The organism is Geobacter argillaceus, assembly GCF_007830735.1.
In the GTDB taxonomy this organism is placed as follows: domain Bacteria; phylum Desulfobacterota; class Desulfuromonadia; order Geobacterales; family DSM-12255; genus Geomobilibacter; species Geomobilibacter argillaceus.
Genome location: NZ_VLLN01000005.1, coordinates 80,352 through 104,081 on the forward strand (window position 1 = coordinate 80,352; position 23,730 = coordinate 104,081).

A 23,730-nucleotide genomic window follows, 5' to 3' on the forward strand; every position below is an offset into this window, starting at 1 on the left:
ACCCTGGCGCCGGAACCCGTGCCATGCGGGCTCCGGCGCCAGAGAGGTACGGGCGCTAGAACTTCACCCTGAGACCCACCGCCACGTTGTGACTCTCCAGTTTCAGCTCGGTGGTCCGCGTGACGTCTTTGTCGAAGGTGGCGGTGGAGGTGCCGAAGTAGCGGTAGCCCAGGTCCAGGGACAGCTGCCGGTTGAGCGCTATTTCTACACCGCCGCCGGCCTGGTAGGCGAAGACCGTGTCGTTGGCCCCGGAGTAGATGAAATCCCGTGATCCGGTGGTGGTGTTGGTACCGAAGGTGTCGCTGAGGTTGAGTACTGCCAGGCCGGCACCTGCGCCCCAGTAGGGGGTGACCCGGCTATTGTTGTGCAGGTCGAAGAAGACGTTGCCCATCATGGCCAGGGCACCCAGGCTGCCGTCGATGCTGCGGTACCGGCTGCCGGAGCTTTTGTCGTCAATGGCCTTTAACTCGGCATGCTTGTAGGAAAGCTCCCCTTCCAGGCGCAGGAAACCGAAGTCGTAGCCGCCCGTGCCGCCGACGGTAATGCCGGGATCGAATTGAATCCGGTCATTGAAGTTTTTGGGGACAACATAGTCGACCGTGGTTGCATCGGTATCCCTGGTTATGCTGGCACCGATGAAGCCGGAGACGTATCCCCCGGGACGGGCCGGGGATGCCGTACAGATTGCGGGGAGCGAGAGGGCCGTGAATGCTGCGGCAACGGTAATGAGATGTTTTTTCATGGAATTCCTCCGTACAGTTTGGTGCTGGCCATCCAGGACGGCGCCCGAAACGGATAATGACAATGCAATTGTAACGCAAAGAGTCCCGATTGGTTTACCGTGCGGGCCGTGTGTAAGAAAAATCAACATTCGGGCATGCTTAGGCAAACTATTGTTGGTGGATTAATGATCTAAAAATCAGTGGGTTACAGCCGGCATTAGTTGTTGCGTCTGTCGAAAAAATTTACATTGAGAACCAGCGTTGTCCGGTTAGGAAATTGCACAGTTTTGAAGCCCCGTTAGGGGCGCTCGCATGTAGCCGGGGGATTCACCCCCGGATATGTAGCCGATATATCTCTGCGTCACGTACGTGACGTGAGTGGCAATTTTGCCAAGACCGGGGAATAAATTCCCCGGCTACAGGCATTCTGTCCCTACGGGACGTAGGCAAAACCTAATCGGATGCTGCTGAGCGCAAACCTCGTTGTGCAGTGGCGTCATCCGGGTTACGCGATACAATACAATAGCTGTAAGTGCACAAAGGAGAGTTCTGTTTTGAAAATCTGGATCGATGCCGACGCCTGCCCGAGGGTCATCAAGGAGATCGTGTTCAGGGCCTCGGCGCGGCTGCAGATGCCGGTCTGCCTGGTGGCGAATCAGGATCTGTCCAAGGCCCATACCGGGCTGGTGACGTCGGTCAGGGTGAGCGATGGCTTTGACGTGGCAGACGATTATATCGCCGAGCACGCTGCTCCGTCGGACTTGGTTATTACCGCCGACATACCCCTGGCAGCCCGGATCGTTGCCATCGGCGGGGTTGCCCTTGATCCGCGGGGGGAGCTCTACACCGAGGAGAATGTGGGGGAGCGGCTGTCCGTCCGGGACCTGATGCAGGAGTTGCGGACTGCAGGGCTCGTTCAGGGTGGTCCGGCCCAGTTCGGCCAGGCTGACCGGCAGCGATTTGCCTCGGCCCTGGACCGGCTGCTGACGCAGATGAAAAGAGGGGATTCGCCCATCTAGAAAAAGGCCGGGAAGGGGGCTGCAATGCATCTTGTGCAGATACTGCTGCCGCTGTACGACAATGAGCGGAAACTGTTTCCCCAGCACGAATACGAACGGGTGAGAGATGAGCTGACCGAGCGGTTCGGCGGCCTTACCTCCTATGTACAGTCGCCGGCCAAGGGGCTCTGGAGGGAGACCGGGGCCGGGACCGTGCACGACGACATCGTTATCTATGAGGTGATGACCGAACAGCTGGACCGCGGCTGGTGGCACGGCTATCGCCGGGACCTGGCTGAGCGCTTCCGTCAGGAACTGCTGATCGTGCGGGTCAGCGAGGTACAGCTGCTCTGAGCCGGAGGGAGCAGTCTCTGCCGTTGTAAGGAGTCTCGGCAGCTCACGCACACCAGATCATGGTACAATTAAGCCAAAGGGTGCTGACGTGCCAGTTGGCGTGGGTCGTATGTCGGCACAGGAGGAGGTGTTTGGGATGGCACGGTTCTATGATACGGTGAACGAGTCTGACCTGGCTCGGGTTGAAGGGGTGTTGAGGCGTGGCGGGATCGAGTACTTCTGCCGGGATAGCAGGGTCGAGCCGGCTCTGAAGGAGATTCAGGTAGCCGAAGAGGATTTGGCGCGCGCCCAGGAGTTGCTGGAACGCTTTTGTGCACGGTGCTGAGCCGACCTGCCATTGGTGTGAACGAGAAAAGCCCGCGTTGTGCGGGCTTTTCTCGTTGTTGTGCGCCAGGTCACCGCAGGAAATCCTTGACCAGGATCAGCATACCGCCGCTCTCCCGGGTTATGGCAGCCTCCCGTTCCTCAAGGGTGAGCATTTCGTGCAGTTGTTTGCGGGCCCGCTTCCGGCTCCCGGCGATTGCTTCGGCCATCTTGCAGAGGATGCCTACCGGCAGGCCGTTGCGGTATCCTTCTACCAGTTTGGTGATTTCGTCCCGGCGCTGGGTGTTGCTCCAGCTCTTGTAGACCGATGCTCCCAGATCGTCATTCGCAAACATGCCGTCCCCCCTGCTTAGAACTGAGGCGTTAACATACTGCAAGGAGAGTAGGGTCGTCCAGACTTTTTCGCTGCACAAAGAGGGGGGAAGGGATACGGCGAGGTGCGGCCTGTCCTTGATCAAAGAAGGCCGCAGTCAGTGGCAGGCAGGCCTGCTGATCGGTCAATAGCGGACCACCGCCCCGACCGGCGTCTCCCGTACCAGCCAGTAGTAGATCAGTTCATGGGTCCGGCAGATGTAGTCGCCAAGGCTGTCGGCATCGGTTTCGTCTTTGACCCGGACCGCGAACAGGCAGATGTCGTTGCTGTCGAAGCAGTTCACAAACATGGGCCACCTCCGTTTCGTGACGCTGCAGGATTATTTCTGCTGTATTTATTGGTAGCATAAACGGTGCCAAGGTTTAATGAGAACTCCGGACGGGCCGAACGAATGGCGCCGACAGCGCCTGTGCCCGAAAAGGAGGCATCCAAAGCAGTGGTGCATATTTTGTCATCTGGTTGTTTTGCGGCATGAGTGTCGGAAATGGAGCAAACTTGACCTTTGCCCTGAATCTGGTTCACTTGAAGTCAGCGCATACGCGTTCACAACAGGTAGCCAAGAACGGATAAAGGAGGGCGGAACATGAAGGGGAACGAGACGGTGATCGAGCATTTGAACTGGCGTCTGGCCGAGGAGTTGACCGCCATCAACCAGTACTTCGTCCATGCCGAGCTTTGCGAGAACTGGGGGTACGAGCGGCTGCACGGGATGATCCGCAAGCGGTCCATCGATGAGATGAAGCATGCGGAAAAGCTGATCGCCCGGATCATCTTTCTGGAAGGAAAACCGATCGTCAGCAATCTGAACAAGATCCACATCGGCGAAGAGGTGGCGAAGATGCACAAGAACGATCACTCTGCCGAAGAGGCTGCCATCAAGGGGTATAACGAGAGCATCCGGGTGGCGGTGGAGATGGGGGACAACGGCACGCGGGAACTCCTGGAATCGATCCTGCGGGAGGAGGAAGTGCACATCGATGAGTTGGAGTCCCAACTGGACCAGATCAAGCAGATGGGGGTGCAGAACTACCTGGTGGAGCAGATCGACTGATACGTGACAGATGTCAGTGCAAAAAAATGGGGACCCGGTTTGCCGGGTCCCCATTTTCACGTCAGCAGAATTTCGACAATCATTACTCCAGGGGGAGTTCCGACAGCCGGACAAAGCGGAAGCCTCTTTTTTTCAACTCCGGCACGGCGTCCATGACGCCGGCCGCGGTGCCGCCGGCCGGGTGGTTCATGTGGAGGATGACGATGGACCCTGGGCCGGCTCGCAGCATGGCCTGCTTGACCTGCTGCCGGGAAAAGGTTGCTCCGGCATCCCCCAGGACGGAAAAGCCGGCAACCTGTTCCCCGAGGGCCTCGGCGACCTGCACCGCCACCTCGTCGTAATAGGCGGTCCCTGCGCGGTAGAAGCGGGGCCGTTTGCCGGTCAGCTCTGCCAGGTTCCGGGCATTCAGTTCGATTTCGTCCACCAGTTCGGCCACGCTGTTTGTCCCGCTAATGCCGTAGACCGATCTGCCGGTCATCGATGCCGGTTTGTGTCTGAGGCCGTGGTTGGCAATCTCGAAAAGGGGGTTGGCAGCCAGCCGGTCGAAGGTGGCGCGATTGGGTCCTATCCAGCGGGCGTTGACGAAGAGGGTGGCCGGCACCTGTTCCCGCTCCAGGAACTCCATGAGCCGGCTGTCGTACCCCATCCCTTTTGCGCTGCCACAGGCATCGAAGGTCAGGGCGATTACCTTGTCCCCAGTCCTGATACGGCTCTTCACGCCGCTGACGTTCTCGCCCCACTGCTTCGGGGGTACGCTTCCGAAACGTTCTACCAACCGTTGCTTAAGAGCCGTGTAGTCATGGTCTGCAGCCGCATCTCCTCTCGCACTGCTGACGAAGCAGAGGAAAAACAGTAACAGCCCGACAACTGCGTGAACGATCTTCATCAGTGTCGTCCCTTTCCAACCTCATCCCAAGTGTTCCTGATGGAAATAAATCTAGCGGGAGACGGCCGGCAATGCAAGCGTTGAGCGATAACTCCCAATTATCATTGAGTAGTTGCCGCGGCAAATTAGTGGAATTGTATCCATGAGCAAATTTCCCCTTAAGGGTCGGGCTATTGGACCCGAAAAACAACCAAACCCGCCTTTTTCATTAAGTAGATTTTCAGCCATTCCATTTATACCTGTTCAGTCGTTACATCTTCGGAGGAGAGAAAAAGCATGGCCCTTAAAGCGTACAAAGACTGGAGTATTTTTGCAAAGATCATGAGCCTGTCGATCCTGACATGGCTGGTGCTGGTGCTGGCAACCATGTTTGCCCTGGTGCCGTTTGTCCGCGGTCTCATCCTGAAGGAAAAACAGGCCACCGTCAGCTCCCTGGTGCAGGAAGCGACCACGATGCTCGCTTCGTACCAGAAACAGGTCGACGCCGGGATGCTCACCAGGGAGGACGCCCAGAAACGGGCTGCCGAGCGTATCGCCAGTATCCGCTATGATGGGTCAAACTATCTCTGGATCAACGACATGAACGCGAAGATGATCATGCATCCGATCAAACCGGACATGAACGGCAAGGACCTGCGCGAGCTCAAGGACTCCAATGGAAAGGACTTTTTCATGGAGATGGTCAAGGTCTGCAAGGATAAGGGGAAGGGGGTTGTCGAATACACATGGCCCAAACCGGGCAGCAGCGCGGCAGTACCCAAGATCTCCTATGTTGAGCTGTATCAGCCGTGGGGCTGGGTCATCGGCACCGGTATCTACATCGACGATGTGACCGCCCATATGCGAACCATCCAGGCCAGCATCGGGGTTGCCCTGCTCGCCATTCTGGCACTCAGCATACTCCTGGCCTGGGTAGTGTCCGCCACCATTACCCGACCGGTCAAGACCATAGTCAATGCCATGAAAGATATTGCCGAAGGAGAAAGTGACCTGACCAAGCAGCTGCCGGTCCTTGCCGACAATGAGATCGGCAAGTTGGGCCGGGAGGTCAATATCTTTATTGACAAGCTCCACAGCGTTGTCAGCAATGTGTCTGCTTCGTCCATCAAGGTGGCAATTGCCGCCAACCAGCTGCACACCACGGCCGAGCATATCGCCACCGGGGCCGAGGAGGTCGTTGCCCAAAGCACGACCGTTGCCACAGCCGGCGAGGAGATGTCTGCCACTTCCGGCGATATTGCCAGGAACTGCCAGCTTGCCGCCGAAGGTGCCCAACGCGCCACACAGTCGGCCCATCGTGGCGTATCGGTAGTTGATGCCACCATTGCGGTCATGCAACAAATCACCGAGAAAGTTCAGTGTTCAGCAAAAACGGTCGAAAGCCTGGGGGCGAGAAGCGACCAGATCGGCGCCATTATCGGCACCATTGAGGACATTGCCGACCAGACCAACCTGCTGGCCCTGAATGCCGCCATCGAGGCGGCCCGGGCCGGCGAGCAGGGGCGCGGTTTTGCGGTGGTGGCCGATGAGGTTCGTGCCCTGGCTGAGCGTACAACCCGCGCCACCCGCGAGATCGGGGAGATGATCAAGGCCATCCAGTCGGAAACCAAAGGAGCGGTCGAAGCCATGGGGCAGGGGGTACGTCAGGTGGAGTCCGGCACCCTGGAGGCGGGCAAGTCGGGAGAAGCCCTGCGTGAGATCATGGAACAGATCAACGACGTGGCAATGCAGGTGAGTCAGATCGCCACCGCTGCCGAAGAGCAGACCGCTACCACCAGCGAAATATCTAACAACATGCACCAGATTACCCTGATCGTCCAGAACACTGCGCAGATGGCACACGAGTCGCTGGAAGACTCCAGCCACATGAACGGCAATGCCGAAGAGTTGATGTCCATTCTCGGCAGGTTCAAAATCAACGAGGATACGTCTATTATTCTCAATAAGGCCAAGAGCGCGCATCTGATTTTTATTGGCAAGATCAAGTCACATCTGGACGGTTCCGCCCGCATCGACCCCAATACCCTTCCGACCCACCTGACCTGTGCCTTTGGCAAGTGGTACCAGAGCAAAGGTAATGAAAACTGCGGCCATCTCGGCATGTTCCGGGAGATCGATGCACCCCATGCCAAGGTGCATGACCTGGGCAAGCAGGCGATCAATGCCTACAACGCCGGTGACAGGAACAAGGCGTACCTGCTCTGCGAGGAGATGGTGTCGAACTCCAGGGTCCTGCTGGAGATTCTCGATAAATTGGCCATCAATTGTAAGGACCGACATTAGCCCGCCCGCCCCCCCCCCCCCACCCATTCACGGCCTCCCCTTCCAAGGGAGGCCGTTTTCCTGCCACGGCAGCCCGAGAACTCCACAACCGAAAGAGAAAACGGCAGCGTGGAGTACGTTCTGCCGGCAAGCCGCTTCAACAGACTGTGCTTGCCTCATCACACAGCGGCAGGTAAACTTGCCGTCTGCGAGATGGCGCGACAGGGACGATGGGAGCATATGGCACAACATGAAGAGAAAAACGTAGCGGCTGGCGGCGCCTGGCTGATCCTGCTGGCTGCCATGCTCTGGGGTACCACCGGCACGTCCCAGGCATTGGCCCCCACCGGCGCCAACCCGGTGCTGATCGGGGCATTGCGACTGGCCGTAGGGGGGGTGGCCCTCCTGGTGCTGGCCGGTGTGCGGGGGCGCCTGCGGATAGAGGGCCGCTGGCCTGTTGTGCCCACGTTCTGGGCCGCTGTCTGTGTTGCCGCCTATCAGCTCTGCTTCTTTGCCGCCGTGTCCAGGACCGGCGTGGCAGTCGGGACCATGGTCGGCATCGGCAGCTCGCCGGTGGTTGCCGGCATCCTTGCCTTTCTGGTCCGGGGTGAGCGGCCGGGACGCCGTTGGTTCGGGGCCACGGTACTTGCCATTGCCGGCTGCACGCTGCTACTGGCAACCGGCGGCGGGGTGAGCGTCAACCCGCTCGGCATTCTCCTTGCTTTTGGCGCCGGTGCCTCCTATGCCGCGTACACCCTGGCGATCAAGATCCTCCTGGACGGCCGCTCGCCCGATGCGGTGGTGGCCGTGGTGTTCTCCCTCGGCGCCCTGCTGCTGGCGCCGTTTCTTATCTCCTCCGATCTCTCCTGGCTTGCCGGACCGCGTGGGCTGCTGGTGGTACTCCATCTGGGGCTTATCGCCACGGCCCTGTCCTATCGGCTCTTTGCCCGGGGGTTGAAGACGGTGCCGGTGGCCACCGCTGTCACCCTCTCTCTGGCCGAGCCGCTCACTGCAGCCCTGCTGGGGGTCGTGGTGATCGGGGAGCGGCTCACCCTACCGGCGCTGGTTGGCATCTGCCTCCTTTTCGGCGGGTTGGCGTTGCTGGCTGTAAGGCCACGGCGACCGACATGTACCGAATGATACCGATGCGAGCAGTCCGAGGAATGCCTCGCGCAGCGGGGTGCCGTCGGTTTCGGCAATGGCGTAGCTGACCCGCAGGATCGGCGTCTCGACCCGGACCAGGCGGGCCAGGTCGATCGGGGTGGCGGCCAGGACCAGATCGCACGGTACGGCCGCGATGGTGGCGGCCAGCTCATCCACCTGCTCCGGCCGATACCCCAGGGCCGGCAGGACCGGCCCGAGATGGGGATAGCGGCCGTAGACCTCCTTGAGCGAGCCGATTGCCCAGGGGCGCGGATCGATGACCTCCCGTGCACCATACTGCCCGGCCGCGGCCAGCCCGGCACCGCTCGGCATGGAGCCGTGGGTGACGGTCGGTCCGTCCTCCACCACCAGCACCCGCTTTCCCTTGATCCGCTCCCCTTCGGCCGCCGTCACCTTTGATTCGGTCCGCACCACGGCCGCTGCCGGGTTGCCCCGGCGGATCGCCTCCACTACCGCCTCGACAGCCGCCGGTTTCGCGGCATTCACCTTGTTGATCACCACCATGCCGGCCCGCCGCAGGTTCACCTCTCCCGGATACCAGGATGTCTCGTGTCCCGGCCGAAGCGGATCGGCCACCACGATTTCCAGGTCGGGCCGGAAGAACGGCAGGTCGTTGTTGCCGCCGTCCCAGATGATGAGCCGGGCCTCCTTTTCGGCCCTGCGGAGGATGGTCCGGTAGTCCACGCCGGCATAGACCACGGCGCCATGGGCCAGCAGGTGCTCGTATTCCTCCCGCTCCTCGATGGTGCAGTGGAAGCGGTCCAGGTCGGTGTCGTCGCTAAACCGTTCCACTGCCTGGGTGGCCAGGTCGCCGTACGGCATCGGGTGGCGCACCACCACCGGCCTGATCCCCAACTCGACCAGGATGTCGCAGAAGTAGCGGACTACCTGGCTCTTGCCGCAGCCGGTCCGGACGGCGCAGACCGAGACCACCGGCCGTCTGCTCTTCAGCATGGTGGCATTGGGACCGATGAGCCGGAAGTCGGCCCCGCAGGCCAGGACGCGGGAGGCGGTGTGCATCAGCTCCGCATGGGAGATGTCGCTGTAGGCGAAGACCACCTGGTCGACCCGGTGGCGGCGGATCAGTGTGGCGAGCTCCTTCTCCGGCCGGATCGGAATCCCCCGCGGGTAGAGCGGCCCGGCCAGGGAGGCCGGGTAGCGGCGCTGCGCGATGTAGGGGATCTGGGCGGCGGTGAAGGCAACGACCGAGTAGGCCGGATTGTTGCGGAAGCAGCAGGCAAAGTTGTGGAAATCCCGGCCTGCTGCCCCCATGATGATGACCCGCACCGGTTTCATGCCACCGCTCCCAGCCCTTCGTCGATGATTGTCAGGGCCTGATCCAGCTCGTCATCGCTGATGGTGAGCGGCGGGACCAGGCGGAGCACGTTCCGGTCCGTGCCGCAGTTAATGATGAGAAGCCCCTTTTCGCGGCACCAGTCCAGGAGCCGCTCGCAGGCTGCGCCGGCAGGGGTGCCCACGTTATCCACCAGCTCTACGCCGATCATCAACCCCATTCCCCGGACGTCGCCGATCAATGGGCGGTGTTCCTGCATGGCCCGCAACCGCTCCATGGCCCGTTCCCCCAGTTGCTGGCAGCGGGGGAGGAGCCCTTCGTCGCGGATCGTCTCGATGGTGGCGATGGCTGCCGCGCAGGCGATCGGGTTGCCGCCGAAGGTCGTACCATGGGCGCCGGAGGGCCACTGTTCCATGATCTGTCGTTTTGCCACCACCGCCGAAAGCGGGAACCCTGAGGCGATCCCCTTGGCCACGGTCATGATGTCGGGAACCATGCCGTAGCGCTGGGCCGCGAACCAGTCGCCGGTTCTGCCCATGCCGGACTGGACCTCGTCGAAGATCAGGAGGATGCCGTGGTCGTCGCACAGGCGGCGCAGCCGTTTCAGAAAGGCCGGCGGTGCCGGTGCGTACCCCCCTTCGCCGAGGATCGGCTCGATGAGGATGGCCGCCACCTCATTGGGAGTGATGAGCCGCCCGAGCATCTCCTCCAGCGCCCCGAAGCAGGCAAGGGAGCAGGTCTCCGGTCGGCAGTGCATGGGGCAGCGGTAGCTGAAGGGGTAGGGGGCGTGATAGACCGACGGCAGGAGCGGATGATAGCGGGACCGGTAGCGGGCCGAACTGGTGGTGACCGACACCGCCCCCAGGGTCCGGCCATGGAAGGCGCCGCTGAAGGCGATGATCCCCTGCCGGCCGGTGACGAACCGGGCGAGCTTCAGGGCACCGTCGACTGCTTCGGCGCCGGAGTTGCTGAAGAAGAGCATGTCGAGCCCCGGTGGGGTGATTGAGGCGAGGAGTTCGGCCGCGGCCACGGTGGTTTCGTTATAGTAGATCCCGCCGGTGTGGACGAACTGTTCCAACTGACCGGCCACCCGTTCCCGCACCCGCGGATGGTTGTGGCCGAGGTTCAGGACGGCGATCCCGGTGGCGAAGTCCAGGTACCGCTTTCCTTCCCGGTCGATCACCCAGCTTCCTTCGCCCCGCTCGATGGCCAGCGGGTGGTAGAGGTGCAGGGCAGGGGTGAAGACCCGCTCCGCGCGGGCGACGATTTCGGCATTAGCGGTCATGGTGTTGGTCCTTTCAGCCTGATAATATTTTTGTCCCTGCCTTCCCTGCCACGGCTAGGGCGATGTCGTCCAAGTGGCAGATGACGGCACACCGCCCCTTGTTCCTGATAAAGGCAACAGCCGCTTCCATCTTGGGTCCCATGGAGCCGGGCGGGAATTCGCCGGCAGCCAGCCGTTGTTCCGCCTCGGCCAGGGTGATGCTGTTCAGGAAATGCTCCGCTGGGGTACCGAACCCAAGGGCAACCCCTGGCACGTCTGTGGCGATGACCAGGCCGGCCACCCCCACCTCGGTTGCCAGGCAGGCGCTGGCAAGGTCCTTGTCGATGACCGCGTCAACGCCGTGAAAGGCGCGTCCCTCCCGGATCACCGGGATGCCACCGCCGCCGCAACAGATGATGATGAAATCCAGGGCAATCAGTTGCCGGATCTCTTCCTTTTCCACCACGGTCAGCGGCCGCGGCGAGGCCACCACCCGGCGGTATCCCCTGGCGGTCGGCATTGTCGGCCACGGGAGGGTCGCTGCCTGTTCCGCAGAGTAAACCGGACCGATCGGTTTGGTCGGCGCCGCGAATGCCGGATCGTGCTCATCCACCACCACGTAGCTGATCAGGCTGACCAGCTGTTTTCTCAGACCGATGCCGGCGAGGGCCTCGTCCAGGGTGGACTCGATCATATAGCCGATCTGCCCCTGGGTCTGGGCCACCAGGATCTCCAGCGGCATGGGGGGGACCTGGGGCGAGCACTCCTGCTGCAGGAGGAGGTTTCCCACCTGGGGGCCGTTGCCGTGGGTGATGATGAGCCGGTAGTCCCGGGCCAGCCCTGCCAGCTGTTCCATCGGAACCCGCAGGTTGGCGAACTGTTCGGCTGCGGTTCCCTGTTCACCCTGCCGGATCAGGGCATTGCCACCCAGCGCCACCAGGATGATCTGCTTGTCGCACGCCTTCTTCATCTGCCGTCTTTCGGAAAGGTGTCATTGTCGTTAAAGTTTCTGTTCTAACCTTAACATAGACCGCCAGCCGTTCAAGTAGACCGGAAACAGACACGGAGGCGCCGGCAGAAGAAGCGGGCGCAACGATTGGTTCTCAATTTTTGGTGGTAATATTTTAATTCAATCATGTTAACTTGGTTGCATTTGCCGGATGAAATAATATACCATTCTCATCTGCACCTATGACGATGGGTGGGAGCACTGGGTCGTTCCTATTTCGTGAGGTTTTGATGCTGTGGATGATGAACTATGAGGATTGAGACCCTTGGCAGATTCAAACGCGTATCGCTCAATCCGGGCGAATTCCACGCTTCGGCCGAGCCGGTGACCATCTCCACGCTCCTTGGTTCATGTATTGCCGCCTGTCTCTATGACCCGGTCAACCGGGTCATAGGCATGAACCACTTTCTCCTCAGTAACCGTCGCTATTCCCGCGAACTGCCGAATACCCTGTCCGAGGCTGGACGGTACGGCATCTACGCCATGGAGCTCCTGATCAACGACATGATGCACCGCGGGGCCAAGCGGAAAAACCTCCGCGCCAAGGCATTCGGCGGGGCAACCATCTTCAGCCAGTCCAGGGAGGTGGGGAATTTCTACTGCGTCAGCGAGGTCAATGTCCGGTTCATCCGCGAGTTCCTGGAGAACGAACGGATTCCGCTGGTAGCCGAGGACCTGGGGGGGAAGGTGGGGCGGGTAATCCATTTTTCCAATGGTGATTTTGCGGTTCATGTGCGTAAAATGCAGGGCGATCGGAGTAAGGTGCTTGCGCGCAGGGACCGGGAATGCTGGCTGCGAAGCATCGAACGCCAGGAAACGACCATGCCCCAGGTGGAACTGTGGCTCTGAGGCGGGCTTGGGCTGCCTCAGGAACTCCTTGACATACTGTCACCCGAACTGGTAGGGTCACCTATCACAACTGCTGTTCCCGGACAAACACGAAATCATCGTAAGCCTCGGACCGCCTCCGGGGCTTTTTCTTTGAAGGGCACAGACAATAAAAGGAGTTTCATGAGTTTTCAGGCTTTCACGTTTCACCCCCAGGTCACCGCCGGCGTAACCGCGGCCGGGTATGTCACACCGACCCCGATCCAGAAGGAGTCGATCCCGACGGTCATGGCCGGTCGCGATGTCATGGGGCTGGCCCAAACCGGCACCGGCAAGACCGCGGCCTTTGCCCTTCCCATTCTCCACAGGCTCGTTCAGGAAGAGCGGGGTCGGGTCCGGGCGCTGATCATCGCCCCCACCCGGGAACTGGCCGAACAGATCCACCAGTCCTTCACCACCCTGGGCAAACAGACCCGACTCAGGAGCGTCACCGTCTACGGCGGCGTTGGTGTCAATCCCCAGGTGGAAAAGCTGCGGCGCGGCGTTGAGATCGTCGTTGCCTGCCCGGGCCGCCTCCTGGACCTCATCGGCCAGGGGGTCATCGACCTTTCCCACTTGGAAGTGCTGGTGCTGGACGAGGCAGACCAGATGTTCGATATGGGTTTTTTCCCGGATATCCGGCGAATTCTCGGCCATCTGCCGACAAAGCGCCAGACCCTCCTGTTCTCGGCTACCATGCCTGCCGAAATCCGGCGGCTGGCCCAGGATATCCTGATCGATCCGGTAACGGTGCAGGTCGGATCAGTTGCCCCGCCAGTGACGGTCACCCACGCACTCTATCCGGTGGAGCAGCATCTGAAGACGCCGCTGCTCCTGGAGCTCCTGCGCCACACCGACACCGACTCGGTGCTGATCTTCACCCGTACCAAGCACCGGGCCAAGCGGCTCGGGGAGCAGTTGGAGAAGGCCGGCTACCGGGCTGCGTCCCTGCAGGGGAACCTCTCCCAGAACCGTCGCCAGGCTGCTCTGGACGGGTTCCGTGACGGCACTTTCCAGATCCTGGTGGCGACCGATATCGCGGCGCGGGGGATCGACGTGTCCCAGATCTCCCACGTGATCAACTACGACATTCCCGATACCCCCGAGGCCTACATCCACCGGATCGGTCGGACCGGCCGCGCCGCCAGGAGCGGTGACGCCTTCACCCTGGTGACCGGCGAAGACAGTGCCATGGTGCGGACCATAGAGAAGACGCTCAATGCCACTCTGGAACGGCGAAAAGTGGACGGGTTCGACTACGCGGTGCCTGCCCCCAGGAAAGATACCGAGTTTGCCCGCCCGCCGCGTGAGCAGGGCCAGGGGCGCTCGTCGGCCGGGCCGAAGAAGCCCTCGCTGCATGGGGGAGCTGCGCCGGCTGGAGCGGCAAAGCTCCCTAGCTCCGGCCGCCCGTATCGGCAACCCGAACAGACGAGAACCGCGACAGCGACGAACCGTGGGAATCAGGCGCGTCGCGGCAGGTAACGCAGGGATTCACCGAAAGGATCGACAGAGGGGCAGGCCGTGGGGCCTGTCCCTCTGTCGCGTTTCAGGAGAGAAGGTAGAGCGTGTCGTCGTGGGCAGGTGGGGTATATTTCCGCGTAAGTCCCTTGATCCCCTCACGGGAAAAGAGGTTGTCCATTGAATCATCCGAGAACAGCTCCCCCATCTCCTCTTCCAGCTTTTCCGGGTCCTCCCCGGCTTCGAGCCGGCGCATCGCCTCCTCGAACCCGGAGCCGAGGCTCATGCCGGTGGCGTCGGAAAGCCGCCGCATGAACCGGGCCATCTGCCGCGGGTCGTTCTCATCCATCCCTTCCATTTCTCCGGCCAGCCCCATCATGGCTTTTTCCAATCGCGCCTCGTCGATGTCCGGCATGCCGTCAGCGCCAGGCTCCTCTTTTTGTCCCCTGGATATGGCGAAGCGTGAGACCTGTCGCGACAACTCCGGCCGGCCGCACTTGGGGCAGTTGGGTTGCTTGTCGATGTTCACCCGTCGGGAGAGGAAGTTGTAGATGGTGTGGCAGTCGGCACAGTAAAACTCGTAGACCGGCATTACAGACCTCCGTCATGGTTTTGCTCAATATAATCAAGGTTTCCGGTTCATATGGTACGGATGAAAAAACCCGGCTGGAACCGGGTTGTTGCGCGACTGGTCTGGCGCTCGGTCAGGTTACGGCGATGTCCAGGCTCGATTCCCAGTAGCCGTGGAGGTTGCAGCGCTGCGTTGCCACCAGGGTCACCTTGCCGGTTGGGGCGGCCTCTTTCGGGAGGACCATGGTAAAGGCCACCTTGGGTTTCAGATACCCTTTGGGCTGGAAATCCGCCCGGCCGGCCGGTTCGTTGCCGACCTGGAGCTCGACGTACTCGATCCAGTGGGCCGGTCCCATGTCGTGGAGGGTCTCTCCGACCGCCACCTCGACGGTGAACGGTTCGCCCGCCTTTACCGTGGCCGGCGCCGTGATCGCCGGCGCATGCTTCTTTTCCAGCGGACTCTTCTTGGCCGGGTCCTTGACCCGGTTGATCCCCTCGAACAGCGACTGGTCAACCTTCAGGGGAAAATAGCGCTCGGCAGCCGTTGCTGCCGAGCCGAAGCCGGCGATGACCGAGCCGGTCAGCGCGGTCTGCAGGAAACTCCTTCTGTCCATTGTCTTCTCCTTTCGGGGAACCGCCTTCGGGAACAGAAACCGTATGCAGTATTCTACCGTACGAGACCATCTCGTCAACGGCAAATCACTTTTCATTGTGCCTGAATAATGCTATGGATTAGCGGGGTTTCAGGATTGACCGTAGCGTTGATTACCGACAGGTCAGGAGTTTACGGCATGACACAGGAGGACCTTTCGCGATTGAAGATCGAAAAGCGGGCACTGAGCGGAAAGCCGGCACGTTTTCGCCGGCCGTTGAAGTGGGGAGCTGTCCTGGTTTGTCTGGCGCTGCTCCTGATAGTGGCCAGGATGGCGTTTGTCCCGAAGGTTCAGGTGGAGGTGGGAACCGTTTCCATGGTCTATCCTTCCCAATCCTTTACCGTCCTGAACGCCAGCGGCTATGTGGTTGCCCAGCGCAAGGCCGCACTGGCGGCCAAGGCAACCGGCCGTCTCGTGTGGCTCGGGGTGGAGGAGGGGAGCCGGATTCGCGCCGGAGAAGTGATCGCCCGCCTGGAAAACCGGGATACCACCGCTGCCCTGCAACAGGCCGTTGCCGGGGTCGCTTTGGCCACGGCCAACGTGGAACAGGCGAGGGCCGAACTGAACGATGCCGGTCGTTCTTTCCGGCGGCAACAGGAACTGATTAGCCAGGGGATCGTGGCCCAGGCCGATTTCGATGCCGCTGAGGCGCGCTATCAGCGGGCCAAGGCGGCAATGGCGTCCGCCGAGGCCAGCCGGAAGGTGTCCGAGGCGGCAAAGGCAGGCGCCCGGGTGTCGGACGACTACACCCAGATCCGTTCACCGTTCGACGCCGTGGTGCTGACCAAGAACGCCGATGTGGGCGATATCGTCACCCCCCTCGGTGCGGCCGCCAATGCCAAGGCATCGGTGGTCACCATTGCCGACCTGGGGTCGCTGCAGGTGGAGGCGGACGTTTCCGAGTCGAACCTGGCAAAGGTCAGGTCGGGGCAGCCGTGCGAGATCCAGCTGGATGCCTTTCCGGACCTGCGCTTTCCGGGAGCGGTCCATGCCGTGGTGCCCACTGCCGACCGGAGCAAGGCCACGGTCATGGTCAAGGTCCGCTTCAGGGACCGCGATCCCCGCATCCTGCCGGAAATGAGTGCCAAGGTGGCCTTCCTGGAACGGGCAACGACCCCGGCCGAACAACGGCCGAAGATCGCCATAAATCCTGCTGCCGTGGCCACGCGGACCGGCAAAAGCGTGGTCTATGTCATTCAGGGGGACAAGGTGAAGGAAACGCCGATTTCCCTTGGTGCGAAGGTCGGTGACCTGGTGGAGGTGCGGGCAGGCGTCAAGGTCGGCGACAAGGTGGCTACCAAGCCGCTTGACAAGCTGAAGGACGGGTCCGGGATAAAGACGGGGGAGAAGTGATGGATAGCGCTAGCGTTCCCATTGTTGCCCTGAATAACGTCGTCAAGTCCTACCGCCGGGGGGACCAGATCGTCCCGGTCCTGGAAGAGATCACCCTGGATATCGCCACCGGCGAGTTCCTGGCGCTCATGGGGCCTTCGGGATCGGGCAAGAGCACGCTCCTCAACCTGATAGCCGGCATCGACCGGGTGGATGACGGCTCCATCCGGGTCAACGGCATCGAGATCACCACCCTGTCCGAGACGGAACTGGCCGCCTGGCGGGCGGTCAACGTCGGTTTTATCTTCCAGTTCTACAACCTGATCCCGGTCCTTACCGCCTTCGAGAACGTCGAGATGCCGCTCCTTTTGACCGGACTCTCCCGGCGGGAGCGGCGGGAGCATGTGACGACGGTCCTTTCCCTGGTGGGACTCTCGGACCGGATGGACCATTACCCGTCGCAGCTCTCCGGCGGGCAGCAGCAGCGGGTTGCCGTGGCCAGGGCCATGGTGACCGATCCGGCGATCCTGGTTGCCGACGAGCCGACCGGCGACCTGGACCGGGTCTCGGCCGGCGAGATACTGTCCCTCATGGACCGGCTGGTGAAGGAATTCGGCAAGACCATCATCATGGTCACCCATGACCCGCGGGCCGCCGAAAAGGCCCGGATCGTCAGGCACCTGGAGAAGGGGATACTGACGAACGAACATGAGACGTCGATCTCCCCGGTCCCCGGTCCCTGATCCCGGTCCCATGTTCTACTTCAAGCTCATTCTGCGCAATGCCTTCCGTCACAAACTCCGGGCAACCCTCACGGTGGTCGGCGTGGCGATCGCCATTCTCGCCTTTGGCCTGCTGAAAACCCTGGTGGGGCTCTGGTATCTGGGGGTCGAGACCTCGTCCGCCACCCGCCTGGTCACCCGCAACTCCATCTCCCTCGTCTTTTCCCTCCCCATTGCCTACCAGGACCGGATTCGCCAGGTACCGGGCGTAACCGGGGTGGGGATCATGAACTGGTTTGGTGGGGTCTATGTTTCGGAGAAGAACTTCTTTCCCAACTTTGCCGTTGAACCTAAGTCCTTTCTGGAGCTCTATCCGGAATTCGTGCTGTCCGACGGGGAAAAGCGGGAGTTCATCGTCGACCGTCAGGGGGCGGTTGCCGGACGGAAACTGGCGGAAAAATACGGCTGGAAGGTGGGGGACCGGATCGTCCTCAAAGGGACCATCTTTCCGGGGCAGTGGGACCTGGTGCTGCGGGGGATCTACCATGGCGCCCAGAAGAGCACCGACGAGACCCAGTTCTTTTTTCACTGGGACTATCTCAATGAGTCGTTGCGCCGGACTGTGCCGCGGCGCGCCGATCAGGCAGGGATCTACGTGGTCAGCGTGGCGAGGCCCGACCAGGCGGCGGAGGTCGCCGTGGCCATCGACGCCACTTTCAGGAACTCCCTGGCAGAGACTCTGACCGAGACGGAGCGTGCCTTTCAGCTCAGTTTCGTCTCCATGACCGAGGCGATCATGGTGGCGATCCAGATCGTCTCCTACGTGGTGATCGTCATCATCATGGTGGTGGCGGCCAACACCATGGCCATGACCGCCCGGGAGCGGCTCGCCGAATATGCCACCATGAAGGCCCTGGGCTTCCGGGGGATCCATATAGCCGGGACGGTCTTCGGCGAATCGCTTTTCGTGGCCGTTGCCGGCGGCTTGCTGGGGATCGTCCTTACCTTCCCGGCTGCCCGCTGGATCGAGGCCACGCTCTCCCAGTTTTTCCCGGTCTTTAACGTGGCGCCGGCCACCATTGCCCTGCAGTTTGGCGCTGCGCTCCTGGTCGGGGTGGTGGCCGGCATCTTTCCCTCCTGGCGGGGGGCGACGATCCGGATCGCGGAGGGGTTGAGGAGGATCGGGTGATGATCATTACTCTGCGGGCTGACACCTAAATTCTCTGTCGCAACCATGCCGGTAACTTCTGCCTGATAGTTCGCTACTGAAATTTAATTTGCCAACTCGGAAAGCTGAATATATACTTCACGTATATATTATTGCGGAGGTTGATCATGAAAACTGCAAAATTGTTTCAAAATGGACAAAGCCAGGCAGTCAGGCTTCCCAAAGAGTTTCGTTTCGACGATAGCGAGGTATTCATTAAGAAAAGTGGAAACATTGTCCAGTTGATTCCCCGCAGTGATTCATGGAATTCCCTTTTCGGAAGTCTGAAAAAGTTTTCCAGAGATTTCATGTCCGAACGTGTTCAGCCGCAAATGGATAAGCGGGAGAGCTTCTGATGAAGCTAATGCTCGACACCAATATCTGCCTCTACATCATCAAGCGGCAACCTGCTGCCGTGCTTAATCATTTTTTGGAGTACCAAGTCGGCGATATTGCCATTTCTGCCATTACCCTTTCGGAATTGCGTTATGGCGTGGCCAAGAGTGCCCACCGCGAGAAAAATGCCAAAGCGCTTTCTGAATTTATTGTCCCCCTGGAAATTGTCCCGTTTGATGAAGCAGCTGCCTTGGCTTATGGTGATATCCGCACAAGTTTGGAAAAGGCGGGGACGCCCATTGGTTCCATGGACATGCTGATTGCTGCTCATGCTGTATCGTTAGGCATACCCATGGTTACCAATAATGCCCGTGAATTCGTACGCATTCCTTCACTCAATATTATCGATTGGACAGCCTAGTTTTTCCTCAGCGAACGGGGGAGAGCGCAGCGGCGGCGCGAAGCGAAGACGGTCTGCCGCCGGGTGTTGGACATCCGATGTCCCTGACCTGGCCTTAAGAGCAGAGATCGGCGTGTTAGCGGTGAGGTCCGGATTACCACGGCAAAACCGTAGCGCCCGGGCTTCCGGGGAAGCGGAGTGAATGAGGACTCCATGCAACTGCCGACTTCCCTATGAACGTCAGATCCCCAGTACCTCAGCCAGGCGCAGCACCTCGTCCTGCGGCCGCTTTTCACCTTTGACCACGTCCTCGATGGGGGTGGCCAGGATGGCGTTGCAGGAGAGGCCCACCATGATCCCCTGCTGCCCGGCCACCAGCAGTTCCACGGCCTGCTTGCCGAAACGGCTGGCCAGGAGCCGGTCGAAGACCGTCGGGGCGCCGCCCCGCTGGTAGTGGCCGAGCACCGTGACCCTCGTCTCGAAGCCGATGGCGTCCTTGATGGTGTCGGCAAGCTCCTGGCCATGCCCCACCCCTTCGGCGAGAATGATGATGGCGTTGTCGCGACCCTCCTCGTAGCGTGCCCGCAACTGTTGACAGATCTCGGTCAGGTCGAATTCCCGCTCCGGCACCAAGGCGAACTCCGCACCGGAGGCGATGGCCGCGATGCTGGCCAGATAGCCGGAGTTGCGGCCCATGACCTCGATGACAAAGGCCCGGGCATGTGAACTGGCCGTATCCTTGATGCAGTCGACGGCGTAGATGATGTTGTTCAGAGCCGTGTCGACTCCCATCGCCATATCGGTGAACGGGATGTCGTTGTCGATGCTGGCCGGAATGCCGACTACCGGAAAGCCGAGCCGGTGCAGGGCCAGGGCGCCGTTCAGGGAACCATCCCCCCCCAGCACCACCAAGCCGTCGATGCCCAGGCTCCGGAGGTTCTCCAGGGCCTTCTGCTGCCCTTCGGCGGTACGGAATTCCGGAGAGCGGGCCGACTGGAGAAAGGTGCCCCCCCGGTGCAGGATGCCCGATACCGCCTTGTTGTCCAGCGGGATGCAGTCCCCTTTCATCAGCCCCGCGTACCCCTTGCGGAACCCCACCATATCGATGCCGAGCCGGAGCCCCGTCCGTACCGCGGCCCGGATGGCCGCGTTCATGCCGGAACAGTCGCCGCCGCTGGTCAGAATGCCGATTTTTTTCATTGTTCCTCCGATTGTCCAAGGTTTCTATAGGGCTGTCACCATCATGCACGAAACGCCGGGTGCATGGTGTGGAAGTTTACTGATCTTTGGCCCGTATGCAACCGTTGGCACGCGAATGGGGGTTAGATTAAAATTTTTCTTGAGGCGATGGTTTTTTTGACGATATAGCTTTAACTGGTTGAAATGATGTCATCGGTCAGTTGGAGGGAGTGTATGGTGTCGCTGTGCTGGCTCACGAGATCTGTGCCGGTTTTGTGCCTGATGATTGGCATTGTCGTTTTGTGTGCCGATGGGGAGAGTGCCCAGGGAGCGGAGACCATCAGGATCAATGGTTCCGGGAGCGCACTCGATATGATGGAGCCTATGGTTGCTTCGTACCGGAAGATACGTCCGGATGTCAGGATCGTCATGGAAAAACCGTTGGGAAGTTCAGGCGCGATCAAGGCCCTTATTGCGGGGGTGCTGGATATTGCGGTAAGCAGCAAGCCGTTGAAGCCGGAGGAGGCGGCGCAAGGTGCCCTGGCGCGGGAATACGGTAAGACTCCGGTACTGTTCGTGACGCACAGAAATGTTCACCGGACGGATATCTCCACCCGGGAGGCAGAAGAGATATATCGCGGGAAGGTGCGCACCTGGCAGAACGGTAAGCCGCTCCGGCTGATCCTGCGTGCCGAGGGGGATATCGATACCACGATTTTGCGTGGACTGTCTCCCGGTATGGATGCTGCCATAACTGCGGCCCGCAACCGGAAGGGAATGATCGTCGCGGTTACGGACCCGGAATCCAATGAGATGGTGGCGGCAACACCCGGTGCCCTGGGAGCTTCGGGCCTGACCTCGCTCTTGGTGGACAAGCCGGCGCTGAATCCGCTCTCTCTGAACGGAGTCAAGGCCACGGTGAAGACGCTGGCCAGCGGGACCTATCCGCTTGCCAAGGAGATCCGTTTTGTCACCACAAAGAATACGCTGCCAGCCGCGCTGAAATTCCTGGAATTTATCTATTCTGCGCCGGGGCGGGCACTTGCCGAAAAGTTCGGCGTGCTCGTTTCTGCCCGTGACAGGGGCGACAAATGACGCCACAGGAACGCTCAATACATCGTGTCACCACGACGATTGCCGGCATCATTGCCCTGCTGCTGTCGGTTCTGATTCCGGCGGGCTATTTTTCCGTTTCCTATCAGTATATGGTGGGAAGTCTCGATAGCCAGGCCGAGATCAATGCGCACGCCGTCAACTCCATGGTGACGGCCAATCCCACCATGTGGTACTTCGAGCAGATCAGGCTGGCCGAACTGCTCGAACGGCGGAGCTCGACGGAAATTTCCGAGGGGCGGCGGATACTGGATCGTCAGGGGGCCATTGTTGCCGAGCATGTCGATTCTCTGGCTCCACCCATTGTTGTGCGTAGCCATGATATTTACGATGCCGGCGTTCCCGTTGCGAAGATCGAGATTTCCCGGTCCCTGCGACCGCTGCTGTTGGAAACGGCAGGAGTTGCCTTTGGAGCGCTGCTTTGCGGGGGGCTCGTCTTTGTGGTGCTGCGCACGTTGCCGCTGCGCGCCGTTCGGCGGGCGCACCGGTCACTGAAGGAGAGTGAGAACAAATTCCGCTCCATTTATGATTCGATGAAGGAAGGGTTGGCACTGTACCGGGTTGTCACCGGCCCTGACGAAAGGGCGATCTCGTTCAGTGTGATCGAAGTCAATCCCGCCTGCGAATCGATCCTCGGTCAGAAACGGCAGGATGTCATCGGCAGTGATGGCGCCGAGCTGTTCAACGGCGCCATACTGGAAAACCTGCCAGAGGCCGTGCGTATTATGGGCAGTGGCGAGCAGTACACGTTCGAGCTGGAACAGCCCGAGACAAAGCGCTGTTTCAACGTTTCCCTGTTTTCCCCCCAGGAGGGCCTGTTTGCCACACTGTTGGAAGATGTCACCGAACGCAAGAAATATGAAGAACAGATTCAGCGGCTGGCCTATTTCGACAGCCTGACCGGACTCCCCAATCGCTCGCTCCTCCTGGACCGGCTGGAACAGGCTCTGGCGAGGGCTGCCAGAGAGAGTGGGAAGGTTGCGGTGTTGTTCCTCGACCTTGATAACTTTAAGGACATCAACGATACCCAGGGGCATGCCAGTGGCGACCTGCTTCTCATGGCGGTTGCCAGGCGTCTGCGGTCATGCATCCGGACCAGTGACACCCTTGCCCGGCTGGGAGGTGACGAGTTTGTCGTATTGTTGCCTTCGATAGGCGAAGAGCTCAATGTCGCGCACGTTGCCCAGAATCTGCTGGACTGCATCGAGCCTCCCTTCGCGATACACGGTCGTGATGTCTATTCGTCGGCAAGCATTGGCATTGCCCTGTACCCGGAGGATGGTCGGGACGTGGAAACGCTTCTGCGGAGCGCGGATATGGCCATGTACGCGGCCAAGGATTGTGGGCGCAATGCTTTCAACTTCTTCTCCCAGGAGATGAATCGCAAGGCTCACGACCGGATGGAACTGGAAACAGAACTGCGACATGCGCTGGAGCGGAAGGATTTCCGGCTTGAGTTCCAGCCGATCATGGGTGCCGGAGGAGATGAGATCGTGGCGGTGGAGGCCCTCGTCCGCTGGCAGCATCAGCGGTTGGGACGGATCATGCCCGATGCGTTCATCCCGCTGGCAGAGGATTCCGGGCTGATCGTGCCTCTTGGTGAGTGGGTGCTGAGAAGCGCCTGTCAGAAGATGAAAGCGTGGCGCGATGCCGGCCTTCCGCTGCTCAGGGTTGCGGTGAACGTTTCCGCCCGGCAATTCAGTCAGAGTTCATTCATCAATACCGTGAGCAGCATTCTGGACGAAACCGGCGTTGATCCCCGTTATCTGGAACTGGAACTGACCGAGACCACGCTCATGGTCAATGCCGAAGCCACGGTGAACACGCTTTTCAGGCTGAAGGCGCTCGAGCTCTCCATTGTGGTGGATGATTTCGGGGCCGGATATTCGTCGCTGGGCTACCTGAAGAACTTTCCCATAGACCGGTTGAAGATAGACCGCTCGTTTGTGCGTGATCTCTGCAACAACTCCAATGACCGGGCGATTGTGGAGGCCATCATTGCCGTGGCGAGCCGCATGCGCCTTGAAGTTATTGCCGAAGGGGTCGAAACCGGGGAGCAGTTGGCATTCCTGCAAGGGCAGGGGTGTAAAGAGTTCCAGGGGTACCATTTCCATCGGCCGATGCCGGAGGAGCAGCTGCTTGCCCTGCTGAGAGAAGCCCCCGATAACGCTGCCGTTGCCTGACAACGGCAC

General features: G+C 60.5%; 25 protein-coding genes. 15 read left to right on the plus strand and 10 right to left on the minus strand.

All coding sequences use genetic code 11. From position 1 onward, the window contains the following. Positions 1–55 precede the first annotated feature (55 nt). Entirely contained in the window at positions 56–742 is a 687-nt protein-coding gene (locus JN12_RS05685) for an outer membrane protein (RefSeq protein WP_145019521.1), read from the minus strand. Between the two features lie 534 nt (positions 743–1,276). Here JN12_RS05685 and JN12_RS05690 point away from each other — a divergent pair. From JN12_RS05690 to JN12_RS05700, 3 genes are all read left to right on the plus strand, one after another. After that, a complete protein-coding gene (locus JN12_RS05690; RefSeq protein ID WP_145019524.1) occupies positions 1,277–1,741 on the plus strand; it encodes a YaiI/YqxD family protein in 465 nt (154 codons plus the stop codon). 24 nt (positions 1,742–1,765) lie between these two features. After that, a complete protein-coding gene (locus JN12_RS05695) occupies positions 1,766–2,074 on the plus strand; it encodes a hypothetical protein (protein ID WP_145019527.1) in 309 nt (102 codons plus the stop codon). A gap of 136 nt (positions 2,075–2,210) precedes the next feature. Then, positions 2,211–2,399, plus strand: a complete 189-nt coding sequence (locus JN12_RS05700; protein WP_145019530.1) for a putative signal transducing protein — start codon at positions 2,211–2,213, stop codon at positions 2,397–2,399. A 70-nt stretch (positions 2,400–2,469) separates the two neighbouring features. Here the strand turns inward: JN12_RS05700 and JN12_RS05705 are convergent, their stop codons facing one another. Then, the gene (locus JN12_RS05705) at positions 2,470–2,733 is read right to left on the minus strand and encodes a hypothetical protein (RefSeq protein WP_145019533.1); all 264 of its coding nucleotides are present in this window, start codon (positions 2,731–2,733) and stop codon (positions 2,470–2,472) included. Positions 2,734–2,895: 162 nt separating this feature from the next. Beyond that, a complete protein-coding gene (locus JN12_RS20445; protein ID WP_170241860.1) occupies positions 2,896–3,060 on the minus strand; it encodes a hypothetical protein in 165 nt (54 codons plus the stop codon). 294 nt (positions 3,061–3,354) lie between these two features. On the opposite strand from JN12_RS20445, the gene bfr reads away from it, so the two are divergent. After that, on the plus strand, positions 3,355–3,822 hold the full coding sequence (gene bfr / locus JN12_RS05710) for a bacterioferritin (protein ID WP_145019537.1): 468 nt from the start codon (positions 3,355–3,357) through the stop codon (positions 3,820–3,822). Between the two features lie 82 nt (positions 3,823–3,904). Here the strand turns inward: bfr and JN12_RS05715 are convergent, their stop codons facing one another. Further along, complete coding sequence (locus JN12_RS05715) at positions 3,905–4,708, minus strand: polysaccharide deacetylase family protein (protein ID WP_145019540.1); 804 nt, start codon at positions 4,706–4,708, stop codon at positions 3,905–3,907. Between the two features lie 276 nt (positions 4,709–4,984). Between JN12_RS05715 and JN12_RS05720 the strand changes: the two genes are divergently transcribed. Continuing rightward, on the plus strand, positions 4,985–6,991 hold the full coding sequence (locus JN12_RS05720; protein WP_170241861.1) for a cache domain-containing protein: 2,007 nt from the start codon (positions 4,985–4,987) through the stop codon (positions 6,989–6,991). Positions 6,992–7,210: 219 nt separating this feature from the next. After that, entirely contained in the window at positions 7,211–8,110 is a 900-nt protein-coding gene (locus tag JN12_RS05725) for a DMT family transporter (RefSeq protein ID WP_145019543.1), read from the plus strand. On the opposite strand, the gene JN12_RS05730 is transcribed toward JN12_RS05725, so the two are convergent. Genes JN12_RS05730 through JN12_RS05740 form a run of 3 tightly spaced genes read right to left on the minus strand, consistent with a single transcriptional unit; the run spans position 8,024 to position 11,662 of the window. Further along, positions 8,024–9,430, minus strand: a complete 1,407-nt coding sequence (locus JN12_RS05730; RefSeq protein WP_246125763.1) for a cyclic 2,3-diphosphoglycerate synthase — start codon at positions 9,428–9,430, stop codon at positions 8,024–8,026. The genes JN12_RS05725 and JN12_RS05730 overlap by 87 nt on opposite strands. Further along, a complete protein-coding gene (locus JN12_RS05735) occupies positions 9,427–10,713 on the minus strand; it encodes an aspartate aminotransferase family protein (RefSeq protein WP_145019546.1) in 1,287 nt (428 codons plus the stop codon). Before JN12_RS05735 ends, JN12_RS05730 begins: the two co-directional genes overlap by 4 nt. Positions 10,714–10,726: 13 nt before the next feature. Beyond that, positions 10,727–11,662 (minus strand): carbamate kinase, encoded by a 936-nt coding sequence (locus tag JN12_RS05740; protein WP_145019549.1) that lies wholly within the window; start codon positions 11,660–11,662, stop codon positions 10,727–10,729. Between the two features lie 288 nt (positions 11,663–11,950). Between JN12_RS05740 and JN12_RS05745 the strand changes: the two genes are divergently transcribed. Together JN12_RS05745 and JN12_RS05750 are read left to right on the plus strand one after the other, a co-directional pair. Continuing rightward, the gene (locus JN12_RS05745; RefSeq protein WP_145019552.1) at positions 11,951–12,550 is read left to right on the plus strand and encodes a chemotaxis protein CheD; all 600 of its coding nucleotides are present in this window, start codon (positions 11,951–11,953) and stop codon (positions 12,548–12,550) included. A gap of 162 nt (positions 12,551–12,712) precedes the next feature. Beyond that, on the plus strand, positions 12,713–14,050 hold the full coding sequence (locus JN12_RS05750) for a DEAD/DEAH box helicase (protein ID WP_145019555.1): 1,338 nt from the start codon (positions 12,713–12,715) through the stop codon (positions 14,048–14,050). Positions 14,051–14,114: 64 nt separating this feature from the next. Here JN12_RS05750 and JN12_RS05755 read toward each other — a convergent pair whose 3' ends face one another. Together JN12_RS05755 and JN12_RS05760 are read right to left on the minus strand one after the other, a co-directional pair. Beyond that, positions 14,115–14,618 (minus strand): FmdB family zinc ribbon protein, encoded by a 504-nt coding sequence (locus JN12_RS05755; RefSeq protein WP_145019557.1) that lies wholly within the window; start codon positions 14,616–14,618, stop codon positions 14,115–14,117. Between the two features lie 112 nt (positions 14,619–14,730). Further along, on the minus strand, positions 14,731–15,210 hold the full coding sequence (locus JN12_RS05760; RefSeq protein WP_145019560.1) for a class II SORL domain-containing protein: 480 nt from the start codon (positions 15,208–15,210) through the stop codon (positions 14,731–14,733). Positions 15,211–15,387: 177 nt separating this feature from the next. Between JN12_RS05760 and JN12_RS05765 the strand changes: the two genes are divergently transcribed. From JN12_RS05765 to vapC, 5 genes are all read left to right on the plus strand, one after another. Next, positions 15,388–16,602, plus strand: a complete 1,215-nt coding sequence (locus tag JN12_RS05765; RefSeq protein ID WP_145019563.1) for an efflux RND transporter periplasmic adaptor subunit — start codon at positions 15,388–15,390, stop codon at positions 16,600–16,602. Further along, positions 16,602–17,324, plus strand: a complete 723-nt coding sequence (locus tag JN12_RS05770) for an ABC transporter ATP-binding protein (protein WP_145019566.1) — start codon at positions 16,602–16,604, stop codon at positions 17,322–17,324. Before JN12_RS05765 ends, JN12_RS05770 begins: the two co-directional genes overlap by 1 nt. Before the next feature lie 10 nt (positions 17,325–17,334). Beyond that, positions 17,335–18,492: an ABC transporter permease gene (locus JN12_RS05775; protein ID WP_145019866.1), complete on the plus strand. Its 1,158-nt coding sequence runs from the start codon at positions 17,335–17,337 to the stop codon at positions 18,490–18,492. Between the two features lie 146 nt (positions 18,493–18,638). Continuing rightward, on the plus strand, positions 18,639–18,866 hold the full coding sequence (vapB, locus tag JN12_RS05780) for a type II toxin-antitoxin system antitoxin VapB (RefSeq protein ID WP_145019569.1): 228 nt from the start codon (positions 18,639–18,641) through the stop codon (positions 18,864–18,866). Beyond that, positions 18,866–19,267: a type II toxin-antitoxin system tRNA(fMet)-specific endonuclease VapC gene (gene vapC / locus JN12_RS05785; RefSeq protein WP_145019572.1), complete on the plus strand. Its 402-nt coding sequence runs from the start codon at positions 18,866–18,868 to the stop codon at positions 19,265–19,267. The genes vapB and vapC overlap by 1 nt, the downstream gene beginning before the upstream one ends. 219 nt (positions 19,268–19,486) lie before the next feature. Here vapC and pfkA read toward each other — a convergent pair whose 3' ends face one another. Then, entirely contained in the window at positions 19,487–20,446 is a 960-nt protein-coding gene (pfkA, locus tag JN12_RS05790; protein WP_145019575.1) for a 6-phosphofructokinase, read from the minus strand. Between the two features lie 213 nt (positions 20,447–20,659). Here pfkA and JN12_RS05795 point away from each other — a divergent pair, with 213 nt between their 5' ends. Both JN12_RS05795 and JN12_RS05800 read left to right on the plus strand, forming a co-directional pair. Next, entirely contained in the window at positions 20,660–21,520 is an 861-nt protein-coding gene (locus tag JN12_RS05795; RefSeq protein ID WP_246125764.1) for a substrate-binding domain-containing protein, read from the plus strand. After that, complete coding sequence (locus tag JN12_RS05800) at positions 21,517–23,721, plus strand: putative bifunctional diguanylate cyclase/phosphodiesterase (RefSeq protein WP_145019578.1); 2,205 nt, start codon at positions 21,517–21,519, stop codon at positions 23,719–23,721. The genes JN12_RS05795 and JN12_RS05800 overlap by 4 nt, the downstream gene beginning before the upstream one ends. Positions 23,722–23,730 lie beyond the last annotated feature (9 nt).